Annotated in this window: 22 protein-coding genes; 14 read left to right on the top strand and 8 right to left on the bottom strand. The window is 65.8% G+C overall.

Features of this window, described 5'->3' with window-relative positions:
- The first annotated feature begins 2 nt into the window (after positions 1 to 2).
- Together MAB_RS16470 and MAB_RS16465 are read left to right on the top strand one after the other, a co-directional pair.
- Positions 3 to 2,510, top strand: a complete 2,508-nt coding sequence (locus MAB_RS16470; protein ID WP_005111695.1) for a sensor histidine kinase — start codon at positions 3 to 5, stop codon at positions 2,508 to 2,510.
- On the top strand, positions 2,507 to 3,181 hold the full coding sequence (locus MAB_RS16465; protein ID WP_005081527.1) for a response regulator: 675 nt from the start codon (positions 2,507 to 2,509) through the stop codon (positions 3,179 to 3,181). Before MAB_RS16470 ends, MAB_RS16465 begins: the two co-directional genes overlap by 4 nt.
- 4 nt (positions 3,182 to 3,185) lie before the next feature.
- On the opposite strand, the gene MAB_RS16460 is transcribed toward MAB_RS16465, so the two are convergent.
- Entirely contained in the window at positions 3,186 to 3,629 is a 444-nt protein-coding gene (locus MAB_RS16460; RefSeq protein WP_005056955.1) for a hypothetical protein, read from the bottom strand.
- On the opposite strand from MAB_RS16460, the gene MAB_RS16455 reads away from it, so the two are divergent.
- From MAB_RS16455 to smc, 3 genes are read left to right on the top strand one after another with little or no spacing between them, the layout of a single operon-like run.
- Complete coding sequence (locus tag MAB_RS16455) at positions 3,620 to 4,024, top strand: OsmC family protein (protein WP_032667764.1); 405 nt, start codon at positions 3,620 to 3,622, stop codon at positions 4,022 to 4,024. The two genes, MAB_RS16460 and MAB_RS16455, sit on opposite strands and share 10 nt — an antisense overlap.
- Positions 4,014 to 4,292: an acylphosphatase gene (locus tag MAB_RS16450; RefSeq protein WP_005087730.1), complete on the top strand. Its 279-nt coding sequence runs from the start codon at positions 4,014 to 4,016 to the stop codon at positions 4,290 to 4,292. The genes MAB_RS16455 and MAB_RS16450 overlap by 11 nt, the downstream gene beginning before the upstream one ends.
- 26 nt (positions 4,293 to 4,318) lie before the next feature.
- Positions 4,319 to 7,918 carry a chromosome segregation protein SMC gene (smc, locus tag MAB_RS16445; RefSeq protein ID WP_005111689.1) on the top strand — a complete coding sequence of 1,200 codons (3,600 nt, stop codon included), beginning with the start codon at positions 4,319 to 4,321 and terminating at the stop codon, positions 7,916 to 7,918.
- Here smc and MAB_RS16440 read toward each other — a convergent pair.
- The 4 genes from MAB_RS16440 to fni form a co-directional block, all read right to left on the bottom strand.
- Complete coding sequence (locus MAB_RS16440; protein WP_005081536.1) at positions 7,886 to 8,725, bottom strand: TIGR03620 family F420-dependent LLM class oxidoreductase; 840 nt, start codon at positions 8,723 to 8,725, stop codon at positions 7,886 to 7,888. The genes smc and MAB_RS16440 overlap by 33 nt on opposite strands.
- A 182-nt stretch (positions 8,726 to 8,907) precedes the next feature.
- Positions 8,908 to 9,756 (bottom strand): cytochrome c biogenesis CcdA family protein, encoded by an 849-nt coding sequence (locus tag MAB_RS16435; RefSeq protein WP_074232805.1) that lies wholly within the window; start codon positions 9,754 to 9,756, stop codon positions 8,908 to 8,910.
- Positions 9,753 to 10,289, bottom strand: a complete 537-nt coding sequence (locus MAB_RS16430; RefSeq protein ID WP_005087726.1) for a protein disulfide oxidoreductase — start codon at positions 10,287 to 10,289, stop codon at positions 9,753 to 9,755. Before MAB_RS16430 ends, MAB_RS16435 begins: the two co-directional genes overlap by 4 nt.
- Before the next feature lie 76 nt (positions 10,290 to 10,365).
- The gene (gene fni / locus MAB_RS16425; RefSeq protein ID WP_005087725.1) at positions 10,366 to 11,334 is read right to left on the bottom strand and encodes a type 2 isopentenyl-diphosphate Delta-isomerase; all 969 of its coding nucleotides are present in this window, start codon (positions 11,332 to 11,334) and stop codon (positions 10,366 to 10,368) included.
- 22 nt (positions 11,335 to 11,356) lie between these two features.
- On the opposite strand from fni, the gene ftsY reads away from it, so the two are divergent.
- The 7 genes from ftsY (at position 11,357) to MAB_RS16390 (ending at position 20,037) form a co-directional block, all read left to right on the top strand.
- Positions 11,357 to 12,769 (top strand): signal recognition particle-docking protein FtsY, encoded by a 1,413-nt coding sequence (gene ftsY, locus MAB_RS16420; protein WP_017555423.1) that lies wholly within the window; start codon positions 11,357 to 11,359, stop codon positions 12,767 to 12,769.
- A gap of 125 nt (positions 12,770 to 12,894) precedes the next feature.
- Positions 12,895 to 14,265 carry an ammonium transporter gene (locus MAB_RS16415; RefSeq protein WP_005087724.1) on the top strand — a complete coding sequence of 457 codons (1,371 nt, stop codon included), beginning with the start codon at positions 12,895 to 12,897 and terminating at the stop codon, positions 14,263 to 14,265.
- A gap of 16 nt (positions 14,266 to 14,281) precedes the next feature.
- Positions 14,282 to 14,620: a P-II family nitrogen regulator gene (locus MAB_RS16410; protein ID WP_005056967.1), complete on the top strand. Its 339-nt coding sequence runs from the start codon at positions 14,282 to 14,284 to the stop codon at positions 14,618 to 14,620.
- A 32-nt stretch (positions 14,621 to 14,652) separates the two neighbouring features.
- Positions 14,653 to 17,034, top strand: a complete 2,382-nt coding sequence (locus MAB_RS16405) for a [protein-PII] uridylyltransferase (RefSeq protein WP_005081546.1) — start codon at positions 14,653 to 14,655, stop codon at positions 17,032 to 17,034.
- A gap of 93 nt (positions 17,035 to 17,127) precedes the next feature.
- Positions 17,128 to 18,699 carry a signal recognition particle protein gene (ffh, locus tag MAB_RS16400; RefSeq protein WP_005069602.1) on the top strand — a complete coding sequence of 524 codons (1,572 nt, stop codon included), beginning with the start codon at positions 17,128 to 17,130 and terminating at the stop codon, positions 18,697 to 18,699.
- Positions 18,700 to 18,704: 5 nt separating this feature from the next.
- Complete coding sequence (locus MAB_RS16395; RefSeq protein ID WP_005111684.1) at positions 18,705 to 19,772, top strand: amidohydrolase family protein; 1,068 nt, start codon at positions 18,705 to 18,707, stop codon at positions 19,770 to 19,772.
- Between the two features lies 1 nt (position 19,773).
- Complete coding sequence (locus tag MAB_RS16390; protein WP_005093912.1) at positions 19,774 to 20,037, top strand: hypothetical protein; 264 nt, start codon at positions 19,774 to 19,776, stop codon at positions 20,035 to 20,037.
- Here MAB_RS16390 and MAB_RS16385 read toward each other — a convergent pair.
- A complete protein-coding gene (locus tag MAB_RS16385; protein WP_005076957.1) occupies positions 20,034 to 20,897 on the bottom strand; it encodes a D-alanyl-D-alanine carboxypeptidase family protein in 864 nt (287 codons plus the stop codon). The two genes, MAB_RS16390 and MAB_RS16385, sit on opposite strands and share 4 nt — an antisense overlap.
- A complete protein-coding gene (locus MAB_RS16380) occupies positions 20,897 to 23,083 on the bottom strand; it encodes a Nal1-like putative serine protease (protein ID WP_005111681.1) in 2,187 nt (728 codons plus the stop codon). The genes MAB_RS16385 and MAB_RS16380 overlap by 1 nt, the downstream gene beginning before the upstream one ends.
- Before the next feature lie 127 nt (positions 23,084 to 23,210).
- Between MAB_RS16380 and MAB_RS16375 the strand changes: the two genes are divergently transcribed.
- Positions 23,211 to 24,230: an LLM class flavin-dependent oxidoreductase gene (locus MAB_RS16375; protein ID WP_005093909.1), complete on the top strand. Its 1,020-nt coding sequence runs from the start codon at positions 23,211 to 23,213 to the stop codon at positions 24,228 to 24,230.
- Here the strand turns inward: MAB_RS16375 and MAB_RS16370 are convergent.
- Positions 24,227 to 24,634: a PaaI family thioesterase gene (locus MAB_RS16370; protein WP_005081558.1), complete on the bottom strand. Its 408-nt coding sequence runs from the start codon at positions 24,632 to 24,634 to the stop codon at positions 24,227 to 24,229. The two genes, MAB_RS16375 and MAB_RS16370, sit on opposite strands and share 4 nt — an antisense overlap.
- Positions 24,635 to 24,645: 11 nt before the next feature.
- Between MAB_RS16370 and MAB_RS16365 the strand changes: the two genes are divergently transcribed.
- Positions 24,646 to 25,092, top strand: a complete 447-nt coding sequence (locus tag MAB_RS16365) for a nuclear transport factor 2 family protein (RefSeq protein ID WP_005056977.1) — start codon at positions 24,646 to 24,648, stop codon at positions 25,090 to 25,092.
- The last annotated feature ends 24 nt before the right edge of the window (positions 25,093 to 25,116 follow it).

The following is a 25,116-nucleotide window of genomic DNA, read 5'->3' as shown; positions in this document are numbered from 1 at the left end:
CGGTGCCTGACGGTCTTCGCGCACGCGGGACGTTGCGGATCTACCTGGGGGCCGCGCCCGGTGTAGGCAAGACCTTCGCCATGCTCAACGAGGCGCATCGCCGGGCCGGGCGCGGAACCGATGTGGTGGCCGCGGTGGTAGAGACCCACGGTCGTAGTAAGACCGCCGAACTGCTCGATGGGCTGGAGCTCATTCCACCCAAGGAGATGGTCCACCGCGGAACAGCGATGTATGAGCTGGACGTGGACGCCGTGCTGGAGCGCAGGCCGGCCCTGGTGCTCATCGATGAGATGGCACACACCAATGTGCCGGGCAGCCGAAACCCCAAGCGTTGGCAGGACATCGACGAGATCCTGGATGCGGGGATCGACGTGCTGACCACCATCAACGTGCAGCACCTGGAAAGCCTGAATGACGTCGTCGAACAGATCACCGGGATCGTGCAGCGCGAAACCGTGCCTGACGCAGTGGTGCGCCGGGCCGAACAGGTCGAGCTTGTCGACATCACGCCGGAGGCGTTGCGGCGCAGAATGGTTCACGGCAATGTCTATGCGCCCGAGAAGGTGGGCTCGGCGCTGAGTAACTACTTCCGGACCGGCAATCTCACCGCCCTGCGCGAGTTGGCGTTGTTGTGGCTCGCCGACCAGGTGGACGCGGCGCTGGCCAAATACCGCTCCGACAACAGAATCACCAAGACCTGGGAGGCGCGTGAGCGTGTGGTGGTCGCGGTCACCGGCGGGCCCGAATCAGAGACGCTGGTGCGCCGGGCTAGTCGTATTGCGGCCAAGTCGAGTGCCGAACTTCTCGTTGTCCACGTGGTGCGTGGTGACGGCCTGGTGGGGGCCTCCACGGCGGTCATGACGCGGGTGCGTCGGCTGGCCAACGACATTGGAGCCTCCGTGCAGGCGGTCACCGGTGACGATGTGCCGCAGACCCTCTTGGACTTCGCGCGCGGCGTCAACGCGACTCAGCTGGTACTCGGCACCTCACGGCGTTCGCGGTGGGCACGGATCCTCGACGAGGGGGTGGCAGCCGCCGTCATCCGGGACTCCGGCGCCATCGACGTCCACATGGTGACGCACGGGCACACCTCCGGACGGCTGCGCAGCTGGTCGGTGCCGCAGGACGGACGTAAGCGGCTCATCATCAACTGGCTGGCCGCGATTCTGGTGCCACCCGCCACCGCGTTATTCATCCATTTCTTTGACACCGCCTTCGGGGTGGGCAGCAAGAGTGCCCTGTTTCTCATTGCGGTACTAGGTGTTTCACTGCTCGGCGGCGTCTCGACTGCGCTGGTCTCCGCGGTAATTTCCGGGCTGCTGCTCAATTTCTTGTTTGTTGCGCCGAGGTACAGCTTCACGATCGGCGAGACCGATAATGCACTGACCATTTTGATGATGATGGTGACCGCGGTCGCCGTCGCGGCGCTGGTGGATGCGGCCGCCACGCGGGCGCGACAGGCCCGGCGTGCCTCCCGCGAGGCAGAACTGTTGGCGCTCTTCGCCGGCGGGGTCCTGGTGAATTCGGATCTGTCGGCACTGCTGGAACGCGTGCGGACCACCTACAACCAGACCGCGGTGAGCCTGCTGTGCGCGGAGGGACCGGCCGTGGCCAGCGTGGGGGAGGACCCACCCACGCGGGAGTCGGAGGCAGATTCGGTATTCCGGGTGGACGATGGCGCGTATGCGTTGGCGCTCAACGGGCCACCGGTGCCGTCGAGTGATGCCCGGGTGTTGCAGGTGGTCGCGGGAACCGCAGTCGGTCTGGTGCGTTCCGCACGCCTGGCCGAGGAGGCGTCGCAGGCCTCCGCTCTTGCCGAGGCGGACAGACTGCGCCGGGCGCTGCTCTCGGCAGTCAGCCACGACCTGCGCACGCCACTGGCTGCCGTCAAGGCAGCGGTGTCGAGTCTGCGTAGTCCCGATATCGAGTTCTCGCCGGAGGACACCGCCGAATTGCTTGCCACCGTGGAGGAATCGGCCGATCAGCTCACGGCGTTGGTGGGCAATCTGCTGGACTCATCGCGGCTGGCCGCGGGCGTCGTCAAGCCCCGGGCGGTGCCGGTGTACGTGGACGAGATCGCGCAGCGCGCCCTGTTGGGAGCCACCGAGAACGATCGCAAGCGGGTGCACCTGGACTTGGGCGGTGCGGTGGTACGGGCAGATCCGGGTCTGCTGGAACGTGTGTTGGCCAACCTTGTCGACAATGCGCTGCGATACTCACAGGGCGAGGTGCGGGTCAGCCACGAGGAGGTGGATGACCGCACGTTGGTGATCGTCGCCGATCACGGTAAGGGGTTGGAGGCGTCCAAGCGCGGCGCGGCCTTCGATGCTTTCCAGCGGCTCGGCGATCGCGACAACACCGTCGGTGTGGGGCTTGGTCTTTCGGTGGTGAAGGGTTTTGTGGAAGCGATGGAGGGCACGGTGAATGCGACCGACACGGCTGGCGGCGGACTGACCATGATCGTGGATCTACCCAGCGCTGGTTCCGCTCCTACCGGGGCGATCCGATGACCCGGGTGCTGGTGGTGGACGACGAGCCGCAGATTCTGCGCGCCATGCGCATAAACCTGTCGGCACGCGGATATGAGGTAGTGACAGCCTCCTCCGGCGCCGGAGCGCTGCGCGCGGCGGCCGAGACCCAGCCCGAAGTGGTCATTCTGGACCTCGGATTGCCCGATATGGACGGCACCGAGGTACTCGCCGGGCTGCGTGGCTGGACCGACGTGCCGGTGATCGTGCTCTCGGCCCGCACCGATTCCGCGGACAAGGTGGAGGCGTTGGACGCCGGTGCCGACGATTACGTGACCAAACCCTTCGGCATGGATGAGTTTTTGGCCCGGCTCCGGGCCGCGGTACGCCGAGGCACCCCTGACAGTGCCGAGCCGGTGGTCCATACCGAGACCTTCGACGTGGATCTTTCCTCGCACAAGGTGATCCGCGACGGCAGAGAGGTACACCTGACACCCACCGAATGGTCGATGCTGGCTGTGCTGGTGCGCAATCGTGGAAAGCTGGTGGGGCAGAAGGAGCTGTTGCACGAGGTATGGGGCCCGGCGTACAGCTCCGAAACTCATTACTTGCGTGTGTATCTCGCGCAGCTGCGGCGCAAGCTGGAAATCGACCCGGCGCACCCCAAGCATCTGCTCACCGAGGCGGGGATGGGCTATCGCTTCCAGGAGTGATCCGTCAGAACGGCGGACGGCCGAGATCGATCTGCTGGACGTCGGGGTCGCAACCGGGCCGGTACTTGGGTACCAACTGCCCGTAGGTGGCGCGGAAATTGTCGGCGCCCACCTTCTCCACGTTTTCCGGCGACGCGAGGAGGACGTAAATACCCATCGGGGTAATCCGCTTGGTGAAGCAGGTGTCGACCACGGTGTACGTCTGACGCATGGCGGATGTCGGCACGATCTTGGGATCGCCCGGCGGGATGTACACCAGCTCTTCGATTCGGGGAGCCCACGAACCAGACAACAACTGCGCCCGTACCTCGCTGTACGGACGCAGCAAGAGTGACTCTAGCGCCACGATCGGCTCGGCCGCGGCGGTTTGCGCCCAGAAAAATGAAGCGCAGAAAGTCGCCGCGGCTGTGATGGCGGCGATTACATAGCATTGCGGGCGTGACGTCATTATGGGTAGAGCGTACGGGCAATCGGCGCTACACGGGGCACAGCTCCCGGGGCGCGGAAGTGCTGATCGGATCGGAGACGGTGGACGGGGTCTTCACCCCCGGTGAGCTGCTCAAGATCGCTCTCGCGGCTTGCAGCGGAATGTCCAGCGACCAGCCGCTCGCGCGCCGTCTCGGCGAGGACTACCGCGTGCGCATCGAGGTCAGTGGCCCCGCCGATCGGGAGCAGGAGCGCTACCCGGTGCTCGACGAGAAAATGGTGATCGATCTGAGCGGCCTCACCTCCGAGGAGCGCCAGCGGGTGCTGACCGTCGTGGAACGTGCCGTCGACCAGGTATGCACCGTCGGACGGACGCTGAAGGCCGGAGCCGAGGTGAACTTCAGTATTGAGCCCTGAGGTTCGTCTATCCGCCTGGGTGCACGGGCACGTCCAAGGAGTCGGGTTCCGGTGGTGGGTGCGATCCCGTGCCCTTGAACTCGGCCTGACCGGATATGCCGCGAACACGCGCGACGGCCGGGTACATGTCGTCGCGCAGGGTACGCAGGTCGCATGTGAACAGCTGCTTGCCACGTTGAATGGCGGTGAAACGCCAGGTCGCGTCGATCTCGTCGTGGATAGCTGGCACGAGCCCGGCGAGCCCATCTCCGGGTTTAGCGAGCGATAGCGCCGAGACCGGTATTCTGGCCCGCTGTGCACCTCAAGAGTCTGACGCTGAAGGGCTTCAAGTCCTTTGCTTCGCCGACGACTCTGCGCTTGGAACCCGGCATTACTTGTGTCGTCGGCCCTAATGGTTCGGGTAAGTCCAATGTCGTGGACGCCCTGACCTGGGTGATGGGTGAGCAGGGCGCCAAGGCGCTGCGCGGCGGCAAGATGGAGGACGTCATCTTCGCCGGCACCTCCAGCCGTGCTCCGCTGGGGCGCGCGGAAGTGACGCTGACGATCGACAACTCCGACCATGCGCTACCGATCGAATACTCCGAGGTGTCGATTACCCGCCGCATGTTCCGGGACGGCGCGGGCGAGTACGAGATCAACGGCCAGACCTGTCGACTGATGGACGTGCAGGAGCTGTTGTCCGATTCGGGCATCGGCCGTGAAATGCATGTGATCGTGGGCCAGGGACGGCTCTCGCAGATCCTGGAGTCCCGGCCGGAGGATCGCCGCGCCTTCGTCGAGGAGGCGGCCGGTGTGCTCAAGCACCGCAAGCGCAAGGAAAAGGCCGTCCGCAAGCTCGAGTCGATGGCGGCCAATTTGGCGCGGTTGACCGATCTCACCACCGAGCTTCGACGCCAGCTCAAACCTCTTGGCCGCCAAGCGGAAGTCGCACGCCGCGCTGCCACCGTGCAGGCGGACCTGCGTGATGCCCGTCTGCGTCTGGCCGCCGACGACCTGGTCTCCCGTCGTGCGGATTTCGACGGGACCAACGACGCCGAGACGGCGCTACGCAAGGAACACGCGGAGATCACCGACAGGCTCGAGGTGGCAACCGCGCTGTTGGCAGAACATGAGACGGCCCTGGGTGAGCTGTTACCGCAGGCCGAGCTGGCCCAGCAGACCTGGTTCCGGCTCTCGGCGCTGGCCGAGCGCGTGAGCGCCACGGTCCGGATCGCCGGGGAGAGGGCCAGCCACCTCGATGAGGTGGCGGCCGCACCGACCGGACCCGATCCCGAGGAGCTGGAAGCACAGGCCGAGCGTGTCGCGGAGCAGGAGCGCCTGCTGATCGCACAGCTGGAAACCGTTACCGAACAGTTGGCCACGGCCAAGGCCGAGTTATCCGCCCGCGAATCCGCGGTCGCCCAGGCACAGCGTCAGCACATGGCGGCCGTCGCGGCCGAGGCGGATCGTCGGGAGGGCCTGGCCCGGCTCACCGGCCAGGTCGACACCATGCGTACCCGGCTGGAATCCATTGACGGTCAAGCGCAGCGGCTGACCGAGTCGATCGTTGAGGCGACGGTGCGCGGCGAGGCGGCTCAGACCGAGTTCGACACCGTCAAAGCGCGGGTGGCCGAACTCGATCAGGGCGAGGTCGGGCTCGACGAGCACCACGAGCGTTCGATCTCGTCGTTGTCGATCGCCAATGAGCGGGTTGCCGAGCTGCAGTCGGCGGAACGTCAGGCCGAACGCCAGATCGCCTCACTCAAGGCGCGTATCGACGCACTGGCCATCGGTCTGGAACGCAAGGACGGATCTGCGTGGCTCGCCGAGAACCGCAGCGGCGCCGGGATTTTCGGATCGATCGCACAACTGGTCAAGGTACGGCCCGGCTATCAGGGAGCCATCGCCACGGCGATGGGGCCGGCCGCGGACGCGGTGGCCGCGGAGAACCCCGCCGCCGCGCACGAGGCGGTGAAGGCCCTCAAGTCCTCGGATGGCGGCCGCGCTGCGATCGTGTTCGGCGACTGGCCCGCACACACGGGTGCCCGCCCCGCCGTCACGCTGCCTCCTGGCGCGCACTGGGCCAACGATCTGGTGGAGGCGCCCCAGCGGCTGGCGGCTGCGGTGTCGGCGATGCTCGCCTCGGTGGTGGTTGTCGACGAACTCGGTGCCGCTATTGACGTGGTGCTGGCCAACCCGCTGCTGCGGGCGGTGACGATCGACGGAGATCGGGTCGGTGCCGGCTGGGTTGCCGGCGGCTCGGACAAGAAGCAGAGCACCCTGGAAGTTCAGGCGGCCATCGAGGCTGCGAGAGAAGAGCTGCGGGCCACCGAGACTCAGGTGGGGGAGATCTCCGCCGCGTTGGCCGGCGCACTTGCCGAGCAGACCGCGCGTCAGGACACCGCCGAGCAGGCGTTGGCAGCGCTCAACGAATCCGACGCGGCAATCTCGGCGGTGTACGAGCAGCTGGGGCGTGTCGGCCAGGAGGTTCGGGCTGCCGCCGAAGAGGTGAAAAAACTCACTCTGCAACGCGATCAGCTGGAGCGGGGCCGCGCCACGACGTTGGAGGAGCTGGCCGAGGTCGAGTCGAGGCTGCGCAACGCCGAAGAGGCGCCCAACTTATTCGACGACGAGCCGCTGGACCGCGACGATATGGCCATCGAGCTGGAAGAGGCCCGTTCCGTCGAGATCGAGGCGCGCCTGGCAGTGCGCACCTCCGAAGAGCGAGTGAACTCCGTTCGCGGTAAGGCTGATTCGTTGCGCCGGGCCGCTGTAGCTGAGCGTGAAGCACGGGCCAGGGCGGCGCGGGCTGCCGCGGCACGGATGCGCGCGGCGGCCGTCGCCGCGGCCGTGGCCGAATCGGGACGCATGGTGGCGGCTCGCCTCGAGCACGTGGTGGCGGCGGCTTCCGCACGCCGGGATGAACTCAGTGCGACCCGGGCACAGCACACCTCGGCGATTGGCGCGGTCCGCGATCAGGTGCGCGAGCTCACCCAGGCGCAGACGCGCCTGACCGACGCGCTGCACCGTGACGAGGTCGCCAAAGCCCAAGCAGCACTGCGCATCGAGCAGCTCTCCGAGCAGGTGCTCGAACAGTTCGGAATGGCCGCGGATGACCTCATCGCCGAGTACGGCCCGCACATCGAGCTGCCGCCGTCTCAGCAGGAGATCGATGAGTACGAGCAGGCCCGAGAGCGCGGCGAGCAGGTGAGCGCACCGCTGCCGATGCCCTTCGATCGCGATACCCAGGAACGGCGTGCCAAGCGTGCAGAGAAAGACCTGCGCGAGCTGGGCAAGGTGAATCCCCTTGCCCTGGAAGAGTTTGCGGCGCTGGAAGAGCGGTACAACTTCCTGTCCACGCAGCTCGAGGACGTCAAGGCGGCCCGCAAGGATCTCCTCGATGTCGTCGCCGACGTCGACGAGCGAATCCTGCAGGTGTTCACGGAGGCCTACGCCGATGTGGAGCGGGAATTCAAGGGTGTTTTCTCGTCACTATTTCCCGGTGGTGAGGGACGACTGGTGCTCACCGACCCCAATGACATGCTCACCACGGGTATCGAGGTGGAAGCGCGGCCGCCGGGCAAGAAGGTCAAGCGCCTCTCGCTGCTGTCCGGCGGCGAGAAGTCGCTGACCGCTGTTGCCATGCTGGTGGCCATCTTCCGGGCGCGACCCTCGCCCTTCTATGTGATGGACGAGGTCGAAGCGGCGCTTGATGACGTCAATCTGCAGCGCTTGATCGGCCTGTTCGAGCAACTCCGCGAGAAGTCACAGCTCATCGTCATCACTCACCAGAAACCGACGATGGAAGTTGCCGACGCGCTCTACGGTGTCAGCATGCGGGATGACGGCATCACGCAGGTGGTCTCGCAGCGCATGCGCGGGCTAGAGACCCAGCTCGCGAGCCAAAACGCCTAGCGTCTTGGCGCGGTCGGCCGGATCACCCAGTACCTGAATGGCGACCTGCGTCGCGCCGGCATCCCGGTGCTCCTGCAGCCGCGCCGCAATCTGTTCCGGTGTGCCATAGGCGATCAGGGTGTCTACCAGCTTGTCGCTGCCGGGCTTGACCAGATCATCCGTGCTGCCGGCGAACCGCTCCAACATGGTCAGGTAGTTGGTCAGGCCCAGGTAGAGATCCAGGGCCTGGCGGCCCAAGGTGCGGGCCTCGTCCGCGTCCGTGGTGAGGACCACCTTCTGTTCCGGCACGATGACCGCATCTGGCCCCAGAAGTTCACGCGCCCAACGGGTATGCGAAGGCGGCGTGAGGTAGGGGTGTGCCAGCGCCGAACGCTGCGCCGCCAGTTTCAGCGACTTCTCCGCGAGTGCGGCCAAGGCCCGGCCCTCCTGAGGGACACCGGCCTGGTCCAGCACGTCGAGGTATTCGACCAGCCCGCTGTACGGCTTGTAGGCGACGCCACTGTCGATCTCGGGGTGTCCGGCGCCGATGCCCAGGATGAAACGCCCGGGATGCGCCTGCTGGATCCGTTGCCATGACTGCGCGGCCTGCTGTGCGGGCGCCGACCAGATGTTGACGATCGCGGTCACGATCCGGATCCGCTCGGTGGCGGACAGTAATGGATCGATCCACGGCAAATCGGCAGGCGGCGAGCCGCCCAGCCAGGCGGTGTCAAAGCCAAGGCTCTCAACGGTCCGCAGCAGGTCCGCGTCCACCGTCGCGTAATGAGTGAAGAATCCGAACGGGGCGAACTCCGGTGTGGTAGTCACCTCACGGCGAACGCGGTTGTCCGCCGCTGGTATTCCCTAACCGACTATTTGTCGGAACCGCAGGTGCAGCTGGCGCCACACTGACAGTCGGTGCAGGTGCAGTTGGGGTTGCCACAGGACCCAGTCTTTTCGGATTCCATGGTCTCATTGCTAGTCATGCATATGATGCTACGCCCTGCGGGCTAATTACTCGGCGGTTCCGAAACGTTGGTGCGCCACCAGATCGCCGCGCCGACCGCCACCAGCCCGAGGATGAACAACCACGGCCACGCGCCGTGCAGATAGACCCAGCCGGAGATGGTGCGCTGAATCTTCCCGGCCGCGTTGATAATCGGATCGTCGGGGTTGCCATTGGCGTGGAACAGCCTGACTTCGTAGCTGCCGTAGTAGCCGACGTATGCGCCGACCACGATGAGGATGGCGCCGCTGACCCGGTTCAGGTACGGCAATGCGCGGCGCATCGCCTTCAGCAGCATTGTGCTGGCCAGCGCCGTGGACACCGCCAGGGTCCCCACCACCAGGGTGATGCCGGAGGCATATGCCAGGTAGACCATGACGCCGTCGAACAGGGAGCCACTTTCGAAGGTCGTGCTCGTCACCGCCAGGAACGGGCCGATGGTGCATGAGAGCGAGGCCACCGCGTAGCCCACCCCATAGCCGAACATCGAGCCCAGCCGCGTCGTGGGTGCGTTCGCGTCCAGCATCTTGGGCATCAATGCGATGATGTCGCGGCCCGCCAGCAGCCAGAGGCCCAGAATCACCAGGCCGATTCCGAAAACCACTGTCACAAAAGGTAAATAACGCTGTATGACGGAGGCCACCGAGACCGTCAGCAGCCCGAAGACGGTGAACACCGCGACGAACCCACCGGCCATCACCACCGTGGCGATGACCGCCCGGGCCAGTGCCTGCGACTTCCCGATCTCGGCACCGGGCCCACGCACCACGAGCGCGAGGTAGACCGGCAGTAAGGCGAAGCCGCACGGGTTGAGCGCGGCGATCAGCCCCGCTGCGAAGGCCAGAGACGTCAGGTCAGTGCCTTCACCCGGTCACTGAGCTCCTGTTCGGACATCGACGATGTGGGGTTGTTCACAAAGTCCGAGGTTCCGTTGGAGTTGATGAACAGGTACGCGGGTTGCCAGGGCACCCCGAACTGCCGCCACAGCGAGCCGTCGGCGTCATTGAGGTTGGTGAAATGGAGGTTGTAGCGCGAGATGAACGCCTCCATTTCCCCGACCGATCCGCGGCCGGAGATGCCGACGAACGTGACGCGGGGATTGGCCGCCGACACCGCACTCACATGCGGCCCCTCGCCATTGCAGAACGGGCAGTATGCCGCCCAGAACCACAGCACTACGGGTTTGCCCTTGAGGCTGGCGCCGTTGAACGGCGCACCCGACACGGTGGTTCCGGTGAAATCGAGTAGGCCATCGGCGCGTGCACTGGGGGCCCGCACCAGACCAGCGGATACCAACAACACAGCGACGACCACCGCAACGGTGCGCGTCAGCCCTCGAACCTGCTGGGCCCGAAACTTTTTACGTCCCCCGAATTGGATATTCATGCCAAGAACCTCCTGGGACCCAAAACACACAGCCAACACGGTGTGACTCCCGCAGTGTATGACGGGTTTCCCGTGTTTAGCGGGGGCTTGAACGGGGACGCAGGGAAATTCGCCGCAGATCCGCGATGGTGCTGACGTCGGCGCAGTGCATGGCGATGCGTAGCTCGTCCAGGAACTGCTGTAGCCAGGCGACCACGGCCTGGGGCGACTGCACCGCCGGAGCCAGGAGCGGCAGGGCAACCGACACCACGCTGGCGCCCAGTGCGATCGCCTTGGCGGCGTCCATGCCGGTACGGATGCCGCCCGATCCGATCAGGGGCATATGCGGTAGCTCGGCATGCACCTCGACCAGGGCTTCGGCGGTTGGGATGCCCCACTCGGCAAGTTCGGGAGAGGTGATCGCGCCGAACCGCACGAACTGCTCGACGCGCGCCCACGAGGTGCCGCCGGCGCCCGCGACGTCGATCGCCGCCAGTCGGCATCCGCCGAGCCGGCGTGCGGCGGCCCCGCTGATGCCGTGGCCGACTTCCTTGAGAAGCACCGGGAATTCGACCGCATGGGTCAGTTCGGCGAGGCGATACACCTGCCCGGTGAAGTCGGTATCGCCTCCGGGTTGCACGGCCTCTTGCAGGGGGTTGGTGTGCACCGCCAGCGCGTCGGCACCCACCCGCCGTACCAGGGAGTTGAGCTGAGCGGCCGGGGCTATGTTGCCCAGCTGTGCGAGCCCGATATTGCCGATGAGCAGGATGTCGGGAGCGACCTCACGTACCGCGAAAGTATCGGCGCTGTCCGGTTCCACCAGCATCACCCGCTGCGAACCGAGCATCATGCCGATGCCGAGCTCCTGGGCGGCCGCGGCCAAGTTTCGGTTGATGGTGGCCGCGAGCTTCGCGCCGCCGGTCATGGCACCGATGAGCACCGGAGCAGCCAGCCGCCTGCCCAAGAACTCGGTGGACAAGTCGACGCCGGCGAGACTGGAGTTGGGTAACGCCATATAGGGCAGGTCGAGCCGCTCCAGTCCCGTGGTGCGGGTGACGTACTGCACTGGATCGCTCAGGCAGGCGTCAATGTGGCGCTTCTTGCGTTCCTGTAACAATGCCCTGGTGCCTCTTGAAGTGTGGATCGCCATTGCGATCGTTGCCGTCGTGGTTGTTGCCGCATTGGTCTTCGGACTGGTGCGTTACCGCTCCCGTCGTATCAGCCTGACACGTTCGGACAAAAACACGGGGATCACCGAGGGCGCCACACCGACCGACCGATCCGGCGGATACACCGCCGGTTCCACCATCACCTTCAGCGAGGGAGGCGCGCAAGCGGCCCCGTTGCCCACCGTGGGTGATGACGCCGAAATTCCGCGCGACGCGCCGCGGCGCACCATCTCGAACGTCCAGCTGCCCGAGCCCGCTGCGGAACCGGAGCCCGTTGAGGTCTCGGAGCCGGCTGAGACGGCGGAGGCGGCGGAGGCGGCCGTGCCCGGTGAGACTGTGGCCGAGGCCGCGCCGGAGCCTGAACCCGAACCCGAGCCGGCCCCGAAGCCTGAGCCCGTACTCGATGACATCGCGCCGGTTGCCGGACGGCTCGACCGGTTGCGGGGACGTCTGGCCAGTTCTCAGAACGCGGTGGGTCGGGGTCTGCTCGGGCTGCTGGGCGCCGGCGACCTGGACGAGGAATCGTGGGAAGAGGTCGAGGACACCCTGTTGATCGCCGACCTCGGCACCGCGGTTACCGCCTCGATCGTGGACAGGCTGCGCAGTGAGATGGCAGCGCGCAGCGTGCGCACCGAGGCGCAGGCCCGGGCGCTGCTGCGCGAGGTACTGATCGACGAATTGCAGCCCGAGCTTGACCGATCGATCAAGGCGCTGCCGCACAACGACAAACCGTCGGTGCTGCTCATCGTCGGTGTGAACGGCACCGGCAAGACCACCACGGTCGGCAAGCTGGCGCGTGTGCTTGTCGCCGACGGGCGCCGGGTGGTACTGGGCGCGGCGGACACGTTCCGTGCCGCCGCCGCCGATCAGCTCCAGGCCTGGGGGCAGCGCGTCGGTGCGCAGGTGGTTCGGGGCGCCGAGGGTGCCGACCCCGCCTCGGTCGCCTTCGACGCCGTCGATGCCGGTATCCGGGAGGGCGCCGACGTGGTGGTCGTCGACACCGCCGGTCGATTGCACACCAAGACCGGCCTCATGGACGAGCTCGGCAAGATCAAGCGCGTCGTGGAACGCCGCGCAGATGTCGACGAGGTGCTGCTGGTATTGGACTCGACCATCGGACAGAACGGGTTGGCGCAGGCTCGGGTGTTCGCTGACGTGGTAGACATCACCGGGGTGGCACTTACCAAACTTGATGGAACAGCCAAGGGCGGCATTGTCTTTCACGTGCAGCGCGAACTCGGCGTGCCGGTGAAGCTGGTTGGCTTGGGGGAGGGGCCGGACGATTTGGCCCCGTTCGAGCCGCCCGCCTTCGTCGACGCTCTACTGGGCTAGACGACAACCGGTAACAGACGCGAAACACACGCGCGCCCTCTCGGAAACATCCGCTGCGCATTGTTCCTAGCGCAACCTGCTGAGATTTCCTGAGAGGAATGCCGCTAGTGGATGGTTTCCCGTCAATGGGTGTCCCGAATACCGGGGATACCGCGTGGATGCTGGCCAGCGCCGCGCTGGTGTTATTGATGACACCCGGTCTGGCCTTCTTCTACGGCGGCATGGTCCGCGCGAAGAACGTGCTCAACATGATCATGATGAGTATCAGCGCCATGGGCCTGGTGACGGTGCTGTGGGTGCTGTACGGGTACTCGATGGCCTTCGGGAACGACGTCTCGGGCCTGTTCGGCAACCCGGCGCAGTTCCTCGGACTCAAGGGACTCATCGGTGGCAACGCCGCCGAGGCTGTGGTGGCCGACCCGGCCAACGGCGTCGAGGCCGCCGAGGTGGTCAACATCCCCTTGGTCGGGACTCTCCCGGCCACGGTGTTCGTGGCGTTTCAGCTCATGTTCGCGATCATCACCGTCGCCCTCATCTCCGGTGCGGTCGCCGACCGCCTGAAGTTTGGATCGTGGCTGCTGTTCGCGGGCTTGTGGGTCACCGTCGTCTACTTCCCGGTGGCGCACTGGGTGTTCGCCTTCGATGGTGCCGCTGCGGAGAAGGGCGGCTGGATTGCCAACCAGCTCAAGGCAATCGACTTCGCCGGTGGTACCGCGGTGCATATCAATGCCGGTACCGCGGGTCTGGTGTTGGCCTTGATCCTCGGCAAGCGCAAGGGCTGGCCGGGCACGCCGATGCGGCCCCACAACCTGCCGTTCGTCATGCTCGGTGCGGGGCTGCTGTGGTTCGGCTGGTACGGGTTCAACGCCGGATCGGCCACCAGCGCCAACGGATTGGCCGGTTCGACCTTTGTGACCACCACCGTGGCCACCGCCGCCGCCATGCTCGGCTGGCTGCTCACCGAGCGGATTCGCGACGGGCACGCCACCTCGCTGGGTGCGGCATCGGGAATCGTCGCTGGTTTGGTGGCCATCACGCCGTCCTGTTCGTCGGTGAATGTGCTTGGCGCCCTTGCCATTGGTGCCATCGCTGGCATCCTGTGCGCATTGGCGGTGGGCCTGAAATACCGGTTGGGCTTCGACGACTCCCTGGACGTGGTCGGTGTGCACCTGGTGGGCGGAATTGTCGGCACATTGCTCATCGGTTTGTTCGCCGCGCCCGAGACCGGAGCGGCAGTGGCGGGCCTTTTCTACGGCGGCGGTCTAGAACAGTTGTGGCGTCAAGCGGTTGGTGCCGGGGCGGTTCTGCTCTACTCGGCGATAGGCACCGCTATCGTTGCTTTCATCGTGAAGTACACCATTGGCCTGCGCATCAGCGACGAGGGAGAGGCGGCTGGCGCCGACGAATCCCAACACGCTGAGGGTGCATACGACTTTGTCGCACTGGGAAGTGGTTCGGTCATCGGCCGCCACGTCAGCTCGGGCAGCTCGGACTAGGGAGAAAGAGGAAGACATGAAGCTGGTCACCGCGATCGTCAAACCGTTCACACTCGAAGATGTCAAGACCGGCCTGGAGCAGGCAGGCATCCTCGGCATGACGGTGAGCGAGGTGCAGGGCTACGGCCGGCAGAAGGGCCACACCGAGGTGTACCGCGGCGCCGAATACTCGGTGGACTTCGTGCCGAAAGTTCGTGTCGAGGTAGTGGTGGACGATAGCGCCGTCGACAAGGTGGTGGAGGTCATCGTGACCGCCGCACGCACCGGCAAGATCGGCGACGGCAAGGTGTGGGTGAGCCCGGTGGACTCGGTGGTGCGGGTGCGCACCGGCGAGCGGGGCGCCGATGCCCTCTAACCGCTCAGTACGACAAACGGAACGGTAATCACATGGGCGCCGCAACGGACCTCGTGGCCGCCAGGGCGCAGCTGCTCGGCGATAGCGGTCGGCTGAATGCCGCTGCTATCAGGGAGGCGATGACCGACCTCAATGAGCTGTGGCTGACGACAAAGGCCGCCGAGGTCGGCATCACCGACTCCAGTGGATTCGCCATCGTGGCACTCGGTGGATTGGGTCGCCGCGAAATGCTGCCGTACTCAGACCTGGATCTGGTGCTGTTGCACGACGAGAACATTGCGCCGGAAACTCTCAGCGAGGTGGCCGACGGCCTGTGGTACCCATTGTGGGACGCCAATATTCGGCTGGATCACAGTGTCCGCACGGTTGCCGACACCTTGCATGTGGCCGGGCAGGAGATGTCGGCGGCCCTGGCTCTCCTCGACGCCAGGCATATCGCCGGTGATGCGCAGCTGTCCAGCCTGATGATCGGCGGCGTGCGCCAGCAGTGGCGTTCGCAGATCCGGACGCGACTGGACGAACTGGTTGAGTACACCCAGGCCAGATGGCGGCGCAGTGGCGAGATCGCCCACCGCGCCGAACCCGACCTGAAGTCGGGCCGCGGGGGCTTGCGTGATGTTCAGTTGTTGCGCGCGTTGGCCATTGCCCAGCTCACCGACAGCGGGCTGGCCAAGTCCTTCGACGGTGCGCATTCGGTGATTCTGGATGTGCGCACCGAATTACATCGTGTCGCCGGGCGGGAACGCGACCAGCTGCTGGCTCAGTTCGCCGACGAGATCGGTGCGGCATTGCGCATCGGTGATCGCTTCGATCTGGCCCGGATGCTCTCCGATGCCGCTCGTACCATCAGCTATTCGGTGGATGTGGGTTTGCGCGCGGCCGCCAATTCCATTCCGCGGCGCGGTATCTCGGCGCTGCGGCGTACGGTTCGGCGTCCGATCGACGAAGGGGTGGTGGAGCATGCCGGCGAGGTGGTGCTGGCCCGCGACGCCCGCCCTGAGCGTGACCCATCGCTGATCTTGCGGGTGGCGGCGGCGTCGGCGACCACCGGTCTGCCGATTGCGGCGTCCACCCTGGCACGTTTGGCCGAGTCGGCGCCCGAACTACGCACGCCGTGGCCCCGTGAGGCTCTCAAGGATCTGCTGGTGCTGCTGGAGTCCGGGCGTCCCGCGTTGGCCACCATCGAGGCTTTGGATCGAACCGGGCTGTGGGGCAGGCTGTTTCCTGAATGGGGACCGGTGCGCGACCTGCCCCCGCGCGACATCGTCCACATCTGGACCGTCGACAGGCATCTCGTCGAGACGGTGGTGCAGGCCAGCGCCTTCACCACCAGAGTCTCCCGGCCCGACCTGTTGGTTCTCGGCGCGTTGGTCCATGACATCGGCAAGGGCCGTGGCGGTGACCACAGTGTCGTCGGCGCGGATCTGGCCGTGCAGATCGGCACCAGGCTGGGGCTGTGGCCCTCAGACGTCGAGCTGCTTTCCAAGATCGTGCGGTACCACCTGCTGCTGCCCAACACCGCGACGCGGCGCGACTTGGCTGACCCGGAAACCATTGATGGCGTGGTCAATACACTCGGCGGTGACCTGCTGCTTCTGGAGCTGCTGCAGCAGCTTGCCGAGGCCGATTCGCTGGCGACCGGCCCCGGAGTGTGGGGCGACTGGAAGGCCTCGCTGATCGGAGAGTTGGTGCGCAAATGCCGGCTCGTGATGCGTGGAGAGCAGCTGCCCGAACCAGATCCCATTGACCCGGAGCTGCTTTCATTGGCCGCCGACGGGGGAGTGCAGGTGCGGCTGGTGCCGGCCGGTTCGCCGCACATGTACATCGTGAGCCTGATCGCGCCCGATCAGCGCGGCCTGCTCTCCAAAGCTGCCGGGGTGTTGTCGCTGAACTCGCTGCGGGTGTTTTCCGCCTCGGTGGCCAGCCATGCCGGGTCGGCCATCAACACCTTCGAGGTGTCGCCACGGTTTGGTTCGCCTCCGGCGGCCGGGCTGTTGCGCCAGCAACTCATCTCGGCCATCGATGGCGATACCGACATCATCGCGGCCCTCGATGAGCGCGAACGCGAGTCCGCGCAGTTCGCCACCGGCGTCGTCGGGGACGCCGCGCCGGCGGTGCCCACAAACTACGCGCCCGCCCCACCCCGCATCCGGTGGTTCGAGCCTGCCGGCAACGCCGACCAGCAGATCGTGGAGATCCGCACGTCCGATGCGCCGGGTCTGCTGGCGCGCATCACCGCGACACTGGAGCGTCACGGCGTGGACATCGCGTGGGCCAAGGTCAACACCCTCGGCTCTTCGGTCGTCGACACGTTCTGCCTGAGCACCGGACCCGAGCAGGCGGTATTGGAAGCGGCGATCGCCTCGGTGCTGCCGGCGGTCGCGCCGCAGCCGAAGAAGGCGGCCGCCTCCTAGCGTCGACACGCCGTTTGTTGACGCATCGGTCGAGTAGCTCGCGCAGAACACGGCGTGTCGGCAGGAAGAGGGTGGCCAGCTAGGCTGGTCGACGTGTTTGAATCGCTGTCTGACCGGTTGACCGACGCCCTTGCCGGCCTACGGGGCAAGGGACGTCTGTCCGACGCCGATATCGACGCGACCTGCCGGACCATCCGGCTGGCGCTGCTCGAAGCCGATGTGGCCCTGCCCGTCGTCCGTACCTTCATCACCCGCATCAAGGAGCGCGCCAAGGGCGCCGAGGTGTCCGGTGCACTGAACCCGGCGCAGCAGGTCGTCAAGATCGTCAACGAGGAGCTGATCGGCATCCTCGGTGGGGAGACCCGCCAGCTGGCCTTTGCCAAGACTCCGCCGACCGTTGTCATGCTCGCGGGTCTGCAGGGTGCCGGTAAGACGACACTTGCCGGAAAGCTCGCGAAATGGCTTAAGGGACAAGGGCATACCCCACTTCTGGTGGCCTGCGACCTGCAGCGTCCCGGTGCCGTCAACCAGCTGCAGGTGGTCGGTGAGCGCGCCGGCGTGTCGGTCTACGCCCCTCACCCCGGTACCGCGGACGGAGGCCTGGAGGTCGGCTCGCTGGTCGGCGATCCGGTCGCGGTGGCTCGCGATGGCCTGGCACATGCCAAGGCCCAGCACTTCGACGTGGTGCTCGTCGACACCGCCGGCCGTCTCGGCATCGACGCCGAACTAATGGACCAGGCGGCCCGCATTCGCGATGCTGTCGACCCCGACGAGGTGCTGTTCGTCCTCGACGCCATGATCGGCCAGGACGCGGTGAGCACCGCCGAGGCCTTCCGTGAAGGCGTCGGGTTCACCGGCGTGGTGCTGACCAAGCTCGACGGCGACGCCCGTGGTGGTGCCGCGCTCTCCGTACGCGAGATCACCGGGACGCCGATCCTGTTCGCGTCGACCGGGGAAAAGCTGGAGGACTTCGACGTCTTCCACCCCGATCGGATGGCCAGCCGCATTCTGGGCATGGGTGACCTGCTGTCCCTGATCGAGCAGGCCGAACAACACTTCGATGCCGAGCAATCCCTGGCAGCCGCCGAGAAGATCACCTCGGGGGAACTTACGCTCGAGGACTTCCTGGAGCAGATGCTGGCGATCCGCAAGATGGGTCCTATCGGCAACCTGCTGGGCATGCTGCCCGGCGCCGGCCAGATGAAGGATGCGTTGGCCGCCGTCGACGATAAGCAACTCGACCGGGTGCAGGCCATCATCCGCGGTATGACACCCGCCGAACGGGCCGATCCGAAGATCATCAACGCCTCCCGCCGGCTGCGTATCGCCAACGGCTCCGGGGTCGCGGTATCCGAGGTCAACCAGCTGGTGGACCGCTTCTTCGAGGCGCGCAAGATGATGTCGTCCATGGCGGGCCGCATGGGCATGGGCGCCATCAATCGCAAGAGCAACCGCAAGGGCGGCAAGAACAACAAGAAGGGCAAGAAGGGCTCACGGGGCCCCACTGCGCCGAAGCTGAAGGGTGGCTTCCCCGGTATGGCTGGGCTTCCCGGCGGAATGCCGGCCGGATTCCCCGACCTGTCCGGCATGCCCGAAGGTCTGGGCGAACTGCCCCCGGGTCTGGCCGATATCGACATCTCGAAGCTCAAGTTCCCCAAGAACTGAGCCCGATGCGCGCGCACCTGCGTGGACGTACTCTCCCGTCCGAGGAGCCAATCGATCTGTGGGTGCACGACGGCGTCATCAGCATCGAGCCGATTGCGGACGCCGACACCGTCTTTGACGGCGGCTGGTTGTTGCCCGGACTTGTCGATGCCCACTGCCACGTGGGAATCGGTCCGCAGGGGCCGACCTCGCTCGAAGAGGCGGTCGCGCAAGCCGAAGCCGAGCGTGAGGTGGGTGCCCTGCTTCTGCGCGACGCCGGATCACCGGTGGATACCCGTGGTTTCGACGAGCGAGAAGACCTGCCGCGGATCATCCGGGCGGGCAGGCACCTGGCCAAGCCCAAGCGTTACATCCCAGGGCTGCCCCTCGATATCGAGGACGACGCGCAACTTCCGGAAGCTGTTGCGCTCCAGGCGCGTTGGGGTGACGGTTGGGTGAAACTGGTGGGGGACTGGATCGATCGCGCCGTCGGTGATCTAGCGCCGCTATGGTCGGACAAGATCCTCAAACAGGCCATCGATGCCGCGCACGCCAATGGTGCACGTGTCACCGCGCATGTCTTCGGCGAGGACGCGCTGCCTGGCCTCATTCACGCCGGCATCGATTGCATCGAGCACGGCACCGGTCTCACCGACGACACCATCGCCCTGATGGTCGAACATGGCACCGCGCTCGTCCCGACCGTCATCAATATCGAGAACTTCCCCGGTATTGCGGACAAGGCCGGTAAATACCCGAAGTACGCGCAACACATGCGCGATCTGTATGCGGGTCTGCACACGACCTTCGGAAACGCGTACGACGCGGGTATCCCGATCTACGCCGGTACCGATGCCGGCGGCTCGATCGCGCACGGACGCATCTCCGATGAGGTTGCCGCACTCACCAGGATTGGCATGAGTCCCACCGATGCGCTGGGTGCGGCCTCGTGGCGGGCGCGGAGCTGGCTGGGCCGACCGGGCCTGGAGCATGGGGCACCGGCCGATCTCCTCGGATACCGCGCGGACCCCCGGACCGGTCCGGGGGTGCTGGCGAGTCCAGACCTCGTCATGCTGCGCGGGCAGATTCGATAAAGTGCCCGGCATGCGTTGTGCCGGGGTGGTGCTGGCGAGCTGGATCTTGGCGGTCTCGCTCCCGGCGTCGGCGCACGCCGAGACGCTGTGCCGAGACTTCAACGCCATGGATGACACAGCAAAATCGGCCGCTGTTCAGGAGGCGGCCGCGGGCGGCAATGCGGTGGCACAGATCTCGCCCAGGGACGCCGTGGCGCTGGCCGAGGCGATGTGCCGGGTCCGCACCGGCGAAACCGTGCTCCAGGTGCTTAACTCAAAGAGCTAGAGCGAACCGACACTGCTCGAACCGTCATTGACAAAGCCCCAGTCGAACAGGCTGGCGGCCTGATCCCAGTACGTCGGGCCCCCCTCATGTACCAGGCCGTACATCATCGACACCACCAGGCGCTTGCCGTCGCGCTCGGCGGCCACGACATATGTCTTGCGGGCGATATCGGTGAAGCCCGTCTTGCCGCCGATCACGCCGGGATAGCGGTACATCAGCTCATTCTGATTGTGCAATCCGCGCCCGGGGAACGGCGCGCTCGGCTGGGCGGTGATCTCGGCGAACACCGGATTGGCCAGCGCGGCCCGGAAGATGACCGCCAAGTCGTGAGGGCTGGTGCGCATGTCCATGCCGGGTGCGTCCAGGCCGGACGGCGAATCGGTGTGCGTGGAGGTGGCGCCCAAGGCAGCGGCCTTGGCGTTCATCTTGTCGACGGTGGCTTGCCGCCCGCCGAGCAGATGGGCCAGGGTGTTGGCCGCGTCGTTGCCGGACTCCAACAGCGCGGCGTCCAGCAGCTCCCGCGCGGTGTAGGTCTGTCCCGCCTTGATGCCTACACAGTTACATTCGGCCTTCGCGTCCGCGGCGTCGGCCACCACCGTGGCGTCCATCGGCACCTCATCGAGCGCGACCAGTGCCAGCAGCACCTTGATGGTGCTGGCGGGGGCGTGGGTCGCGTAGGGGTCGCGGGCGGCCAGGATCTGGCCCGAGTCCAGATCTGCCACCAACCAGGCCTGCGCGGGTCCCTCGGGCGGCGGGGCAGCCATGTCCGCACGGGCGACGCCGACAGGGAGTGTGGACAAGAACAGGACGCTGAGCACCGCCAGGGCACGGATTCGCAGAGTGGACATCGGATCCGACACTAGCGCAGGGCGGTTTCCACATGATCCAGGTCCAGCGATTCCACGAACTGCCGCTGTTGATACAGCTCTCGCAGTCGATCATGTGGAATAGCTTGCAGCGCAGACTTTTTGATCTTGTCCCCACTGCCGGCTGCCCATGCGCTATCCCAGATCATGGCAAGTGTGCGGGCGCTGTCGGCCATCAGGAGCCCCGTTTGCTCACCAAACCGGGACCACAACCCGTCTTGGGTTGCGACCACGGGTTTGCCTCCCAACGCCACGAAGGCGTCCACCAGCTGAGTCGGCGGCAACCGCTGGGCCGATCGGTCCATGAGTTCGACGGTCGCCAGTGCCGCGTGCTGGCCATCGTCTATCAGCTCCAGATCGCCCAGCGTGGCGAGGTCCGCCGGTATGGCGGCCACCAACTGCCGGGCGTATCGGTCGATCATCTTTGACTCGTAGCACGAGTGGACACCGGCTCCCGTTCCGTCCGGATATCCGTCTGCCAGGTAACTGCCGTGCAGCGGTTGCGAGGCGTCGCCCACGTAGTGCGCCAATAGACCCGCCGCACAAACGAACTGGTCGACCTGCCTACTTTTGGCGAAGCCAACCATCGCGTCGTAGAACTGCCACACCCGGAATGGCAGCAGGCCGCGTTTGTCCGGCGTGCGGTGTCCGCGCTCGTCGTAGAACTGCTGCCATTTGGTCACCGTGAGATTGGCGATGTCCTGCAGACACAGGTCTCGCACGATCGAGCCGTCGGGCCCGGGTTCGTCGATATCGGCGTAGTGGCATGGGTGCTCGGGGCCCTGTGAGCGATATCCGACCATGTGATCGTCGCGGCCGCCCACCACCTTGTTTGGCAGGTTCTTCCAGACCAGATCCGGCACGTCGGCCAGCGGAATGATGCCGTCCGGGTTGCTGCGGGCCTCCTTGAGGCGCTGGGCGATGGATTTGGGGTCCAACTCGGACAGCGAGAAGCTGATGGCGTCCAGATTGGCCTGCATCAGCGTCTTCAGATTCGGTGAGCGGATGGCATCGAGAGTGAAGGTTGCAATGCTGTAGTGCCCGGTCTGTCCCCAAAACGGCTGGGCGCCATCTTGTTGCCCGACGACAGGTTCCACGTCGAGGAGATTGCACACCGTGCTCAGGCTCGTTGCGAGCGCAAAATTCAGCGTGCACCGGGTGGCGTCGTCCAGAAAGGCCTGCCCACCCCATTCCACGGCCAGCGGCGCGGGTCGCGCACGGTTCTCGGTGAGGTGCCAGACCATCCCGGAGTCGCCGGGAACCGTTTGTGGCCCTTGTGGATCCGGGGCGATGAGAAAGTCCGACACATACTCCGAACCGCCCACCGACTTGTATCGATAGAACAGCGCCATGACCTTGCCCCCCACCAGGCCGGAGCTTGCGCCATGTGCCACCACGGGCTGGCCGATCAAATCCAGCCCGTTGGTCATGTCGCCGGTGTCGACCATCGGGCCGATATCGCCGATGCCGTAGGCGGTAGAGGTCCAGTCCCCAGCGTCATCGACGTCGACGAGTCCGATGTCCAGCGTGAGGTAGGTGTTCGTCATCGAGAAGGGGTACACCTCGCCGAAAGGCAGCCTGGTGAGCTGTTGTCCGCTGGATACGCCGATCCGGGAGCGGGCCAGACCTCGCACCATGTCGATCTCTTGCCCCGCGGGCCCGCACACGTGCCGGTTGGTCAGTGCGTACAGCGAGTGGCCGTCGGAGACCAGGCAGCCCGCGGTCGCGGTGTGCGACTGGTTCTGGACATCGACGACGACGGGCAGGCCGCCGCCCAGCAGTGTGGTGGGCCAGCGCGCCGGGGCCGGGTGCCGCGGGGTGGTGGTGGACACGGGCGCCGGATCCACTTGCACCTTGCACACCGGGACCACGCGCCCGTCGGGCATGAACAGTTGCTTGGGCACATAGTCGTACGGGGTCAGCGACTTGGGCGCCGCCCAGTCGCTGATGAAGACCATGACGCATGGCCAGGAAAATCCCTGCTCCACCCGCGAATTGACGAGTGTGCGCGCGCCGCCGGGTTGCTCACGAATCAGATAGCGACCGATAGCCGTCCCTACCACGTTGGGTTTGTTGGTGAGGTGGTGGTGATAGAGGTCGCGGGCCGCCAGGAGATCGGTGACCGACAGGGCTTGCAGGTTGTCGACCGTCGTCGGACTGTTTTCGGGCGTGCGGCTCATCCTTGATTCGTAGCGTCTGCGAACCAGAGGGCGGTGCGCATCGGGTAAACACAGGATGAATCGCAGCTGGGAATGCCTTGGGAACATAAGCGGACTGCAGTCCGTTTATGTGGTCATGACACATCACGTGCAGTTTGGTTTGGACACCTTCGCCGACGTCCCCGCGGGCATGACCAACCCCGAAGCGATCCGTGCGGTCGTGGAGGAGGGGGTGCGAGCCGACCAGGTAGGTGTCGATATCTTCGCGATCGGCGAGCACCACCGCGCCGAGTTCGTGGGGGAGTCGCCCGAGACGATGCTGGCCGCCATCGCGGCTCGTACCGAGCGGATCACCCTCGCGACCGCCGTGACCGTGCTCAGCACCGACGACCCGGTGCGGGTGTACCAACGCTTCGCGACCCTCGACGGTATCTCCAATGGGCGAGCCGAATTGGTGCTCGGCCGGGGATCGTTCACTGATTCCTTCCCGCTGTTCGGCTACGACCTGGCCGACTACGACGAACTCTTCAACGAGAAGTTCGATCTGATGGCCAAGCTGTTGCCGGGGGCGCCGGTGACCTGGTCGGGCACGTTGCGCTCGGCATTGGACAACGTCGAGGTTTACCCCAAGACGGCCGAGGGGCTGCGGGCCTGGGTCGGAGTGGGCGGATCGCCCGAATCCGTGGTCCGCAGCGTGCGGTACCGCATACCGATGATCCTGGCGATCATCGGCGGCAATCCGATGCGGTTTGAGCCGTACGTGGACCTCTACCGTCGCGCCCAGCGCGAGCTAGGTGTCACCGAGCCGATGCCGCTGGGCATTCACAGTCCCGGGCATATCGCCGAATCGGATGAGGAGGCGATCGCGCAGTACTGGCCAGGATTCCGCGAGCTGCGCACCACGATCGGACGTGAGCGGGGGTGGCCGGCCCCGCGCTACGAGGATTATCTGGCGGAGGTGAAGGCCGGCTCGTTGTACGTCGGGTCGCCCGACACCGTGGCGGTCAAGATGGCCAAGACCATTCGCGGTCTCGGTGCCGACAGGTTCAGCTTGGTGTATCAGGCCGCACAGCCGGGGTTGGGCATGCAGAACGTGGAGCTCTATGGCACCGAGGTCATCCCGCGCGTCCGGGAGCTGTTGGCCGGGGACGCTGTTGGTGCCGCCTAGGCGAAGTTGTAGGTGGCCAGCGCCTTTGCGACCACTTGGCCCGCGGAATCGCACACCGTGACCTCGATGTTCGATAGCCGCTTACCGCGGCGGACCACCTGGCCCACCGCGGTAAGGTCGGCGGCGTTGGCCGCGCAAACGTAGTTGACGGCAAGCGAAGCCGTTGCGCCACCGAACTTCTCGGGCACCACGTCGTCGGCCCATGCCGCTGCCATGGCGGCGGTATCGGCGAGGGTCGCGATGGCGCCGCCATGCACGGTCTGGCCCATCGTCGCCAGCTCGGATTTGAAAGGCATGTGCAACACCGCGCGATCGTCACCGATCTCGGTCAGCGTGATTCCCAGATGCTGACATAACGGAGAGTTCGGGACGAATTGCGTGATGATTTCGGTCCGAGTGGGCATGCTCACAAGCTATGACATCCGCTTGGACTCTCGACGAGGTTTCCGACCGCCTGCAGATTCAACAGCTCTTGGTCGACTACGCCACCGCCATCGACACCCGCCAGTTCGATGATCTGGACGAAGTGTTCACCAACGATGCCTATATCGACTATCGCGCGATGGGCGGTATCGACGGGGAGTACCCGGACGTCAAGGCGTGGTTGGCGCAGGTGTTGCCGGCGTTCCCGATGTACGCGCACATGCTGGGAAACGTGTCGATCACCTTCGATTCGGAAGGTGGCGCAGAGCGTTCCTCTGCGCAGGTCCGTAGCCTGTGTTTCAACCCGATGGTGCCCGCAGGCGATACCGAACAGGTGCTTTTCCTTGGGCTTTGGTACGACGATGCGGCCGTGCGGACCCGGCACGGTTGGCGCCTGACCCGGCGGGTCGAGACGAAATGCTTCAGCCGACTCACCTAGCCGCCCAACTCACCGAGACGTCAC

Origin of the sequence: Mycobacteroides abscessus ATCC 19977 (assembly GCF_000069185.1) — a bacterium.
In the GTDB taxonomy this organism is placed as follows: Bacteria; Actinomycetota; Actinomycetes; order Mycobacteriales; family Mycobacteriaceae; genus Mycobacterium; species Mycobacterium abscessus.
This window is presented reverse-complemented; position numbering and strand designations above follow the sequence as displayed.

Bases quoted from the DNA above. Each gene is read 5' to 3' on its own strand.
- MAB_RS16430 (WP_005087726.1), bottom strand. From the start codon at position 10,289: ATGAATATCCAATTCGGGGGACGTAAAAAGTTTCGGGCCCAGCAGGTT.
- MAB_RS16410 (WP_005056967.1), top strand. From the start codon at position 14,282: ATGAAGCTGGTCACCGCGATCGTCAAACCGTTCACACTCGAAGATGTC.
- MAB_RS16380 (WP_005111681.1), bottom strand. From the start codon at position 23,083: ATGAGCCGCACGCCCGAAAACAGTCCGACGACGGTCGACAACCTGCAA.
- MAB_RS16465 (WP_005081527.1), top strand. From the start codon at position 2,507: ATGACCCGGGTGCTGGTGGTGGACGACGAGCCGCAGATTCTGCGCGCC.
- MAB_RS16365 (WP_005056977.1), top strand. From the start codon at position 24,646: ATGACATCCGCTTGGACTCTCGACGAGGTTTCCGACCGCCTGCAGATT.
- MAB_RS16395 (WP_005111684.1), top strand. From the start codon at position 18,705: ATGCGCGCGCACCTGCGTGGACGTACTCTCCCGTCCGAGGAGCCAATC.
- MAB_RS16460 (WP_005056955.1), bottom strand. From the start codon at position 3,629: ATGACGTCACGCCCGCAATGCTATGTAATCGCCGCCATCACAGCCGCG.
- ftsY (WP_017555423.1), top strand. From the start codon at position 11,357: ATGTGGCGCTTCTTGCGTTCCTGTAACAATGCCCTGGTGCCTCTTGAA.
- MAB_RS16370 (WP_005081558.1), bottom strand. From the start codon at position 24,634: ATGCCCACTCGGACCGAAATCATCACGCAATTCGTCCCGAACTCTCCG.
- MAB_RS16415 (WP_005087724.1), top strand. From the start codon at position 12,895: ATGGGTGTCCCGAATACCGGGGATACCGCGTGGATGCTGGCCAGCGCC.
- MAB_RS16405 (WP_005081546.1), top strand. From the start codon at position 14,653: ATGGGCGCCGCAACGGACCTCGTGGCCGCCAGGGCGCAGCTGCTCGGC.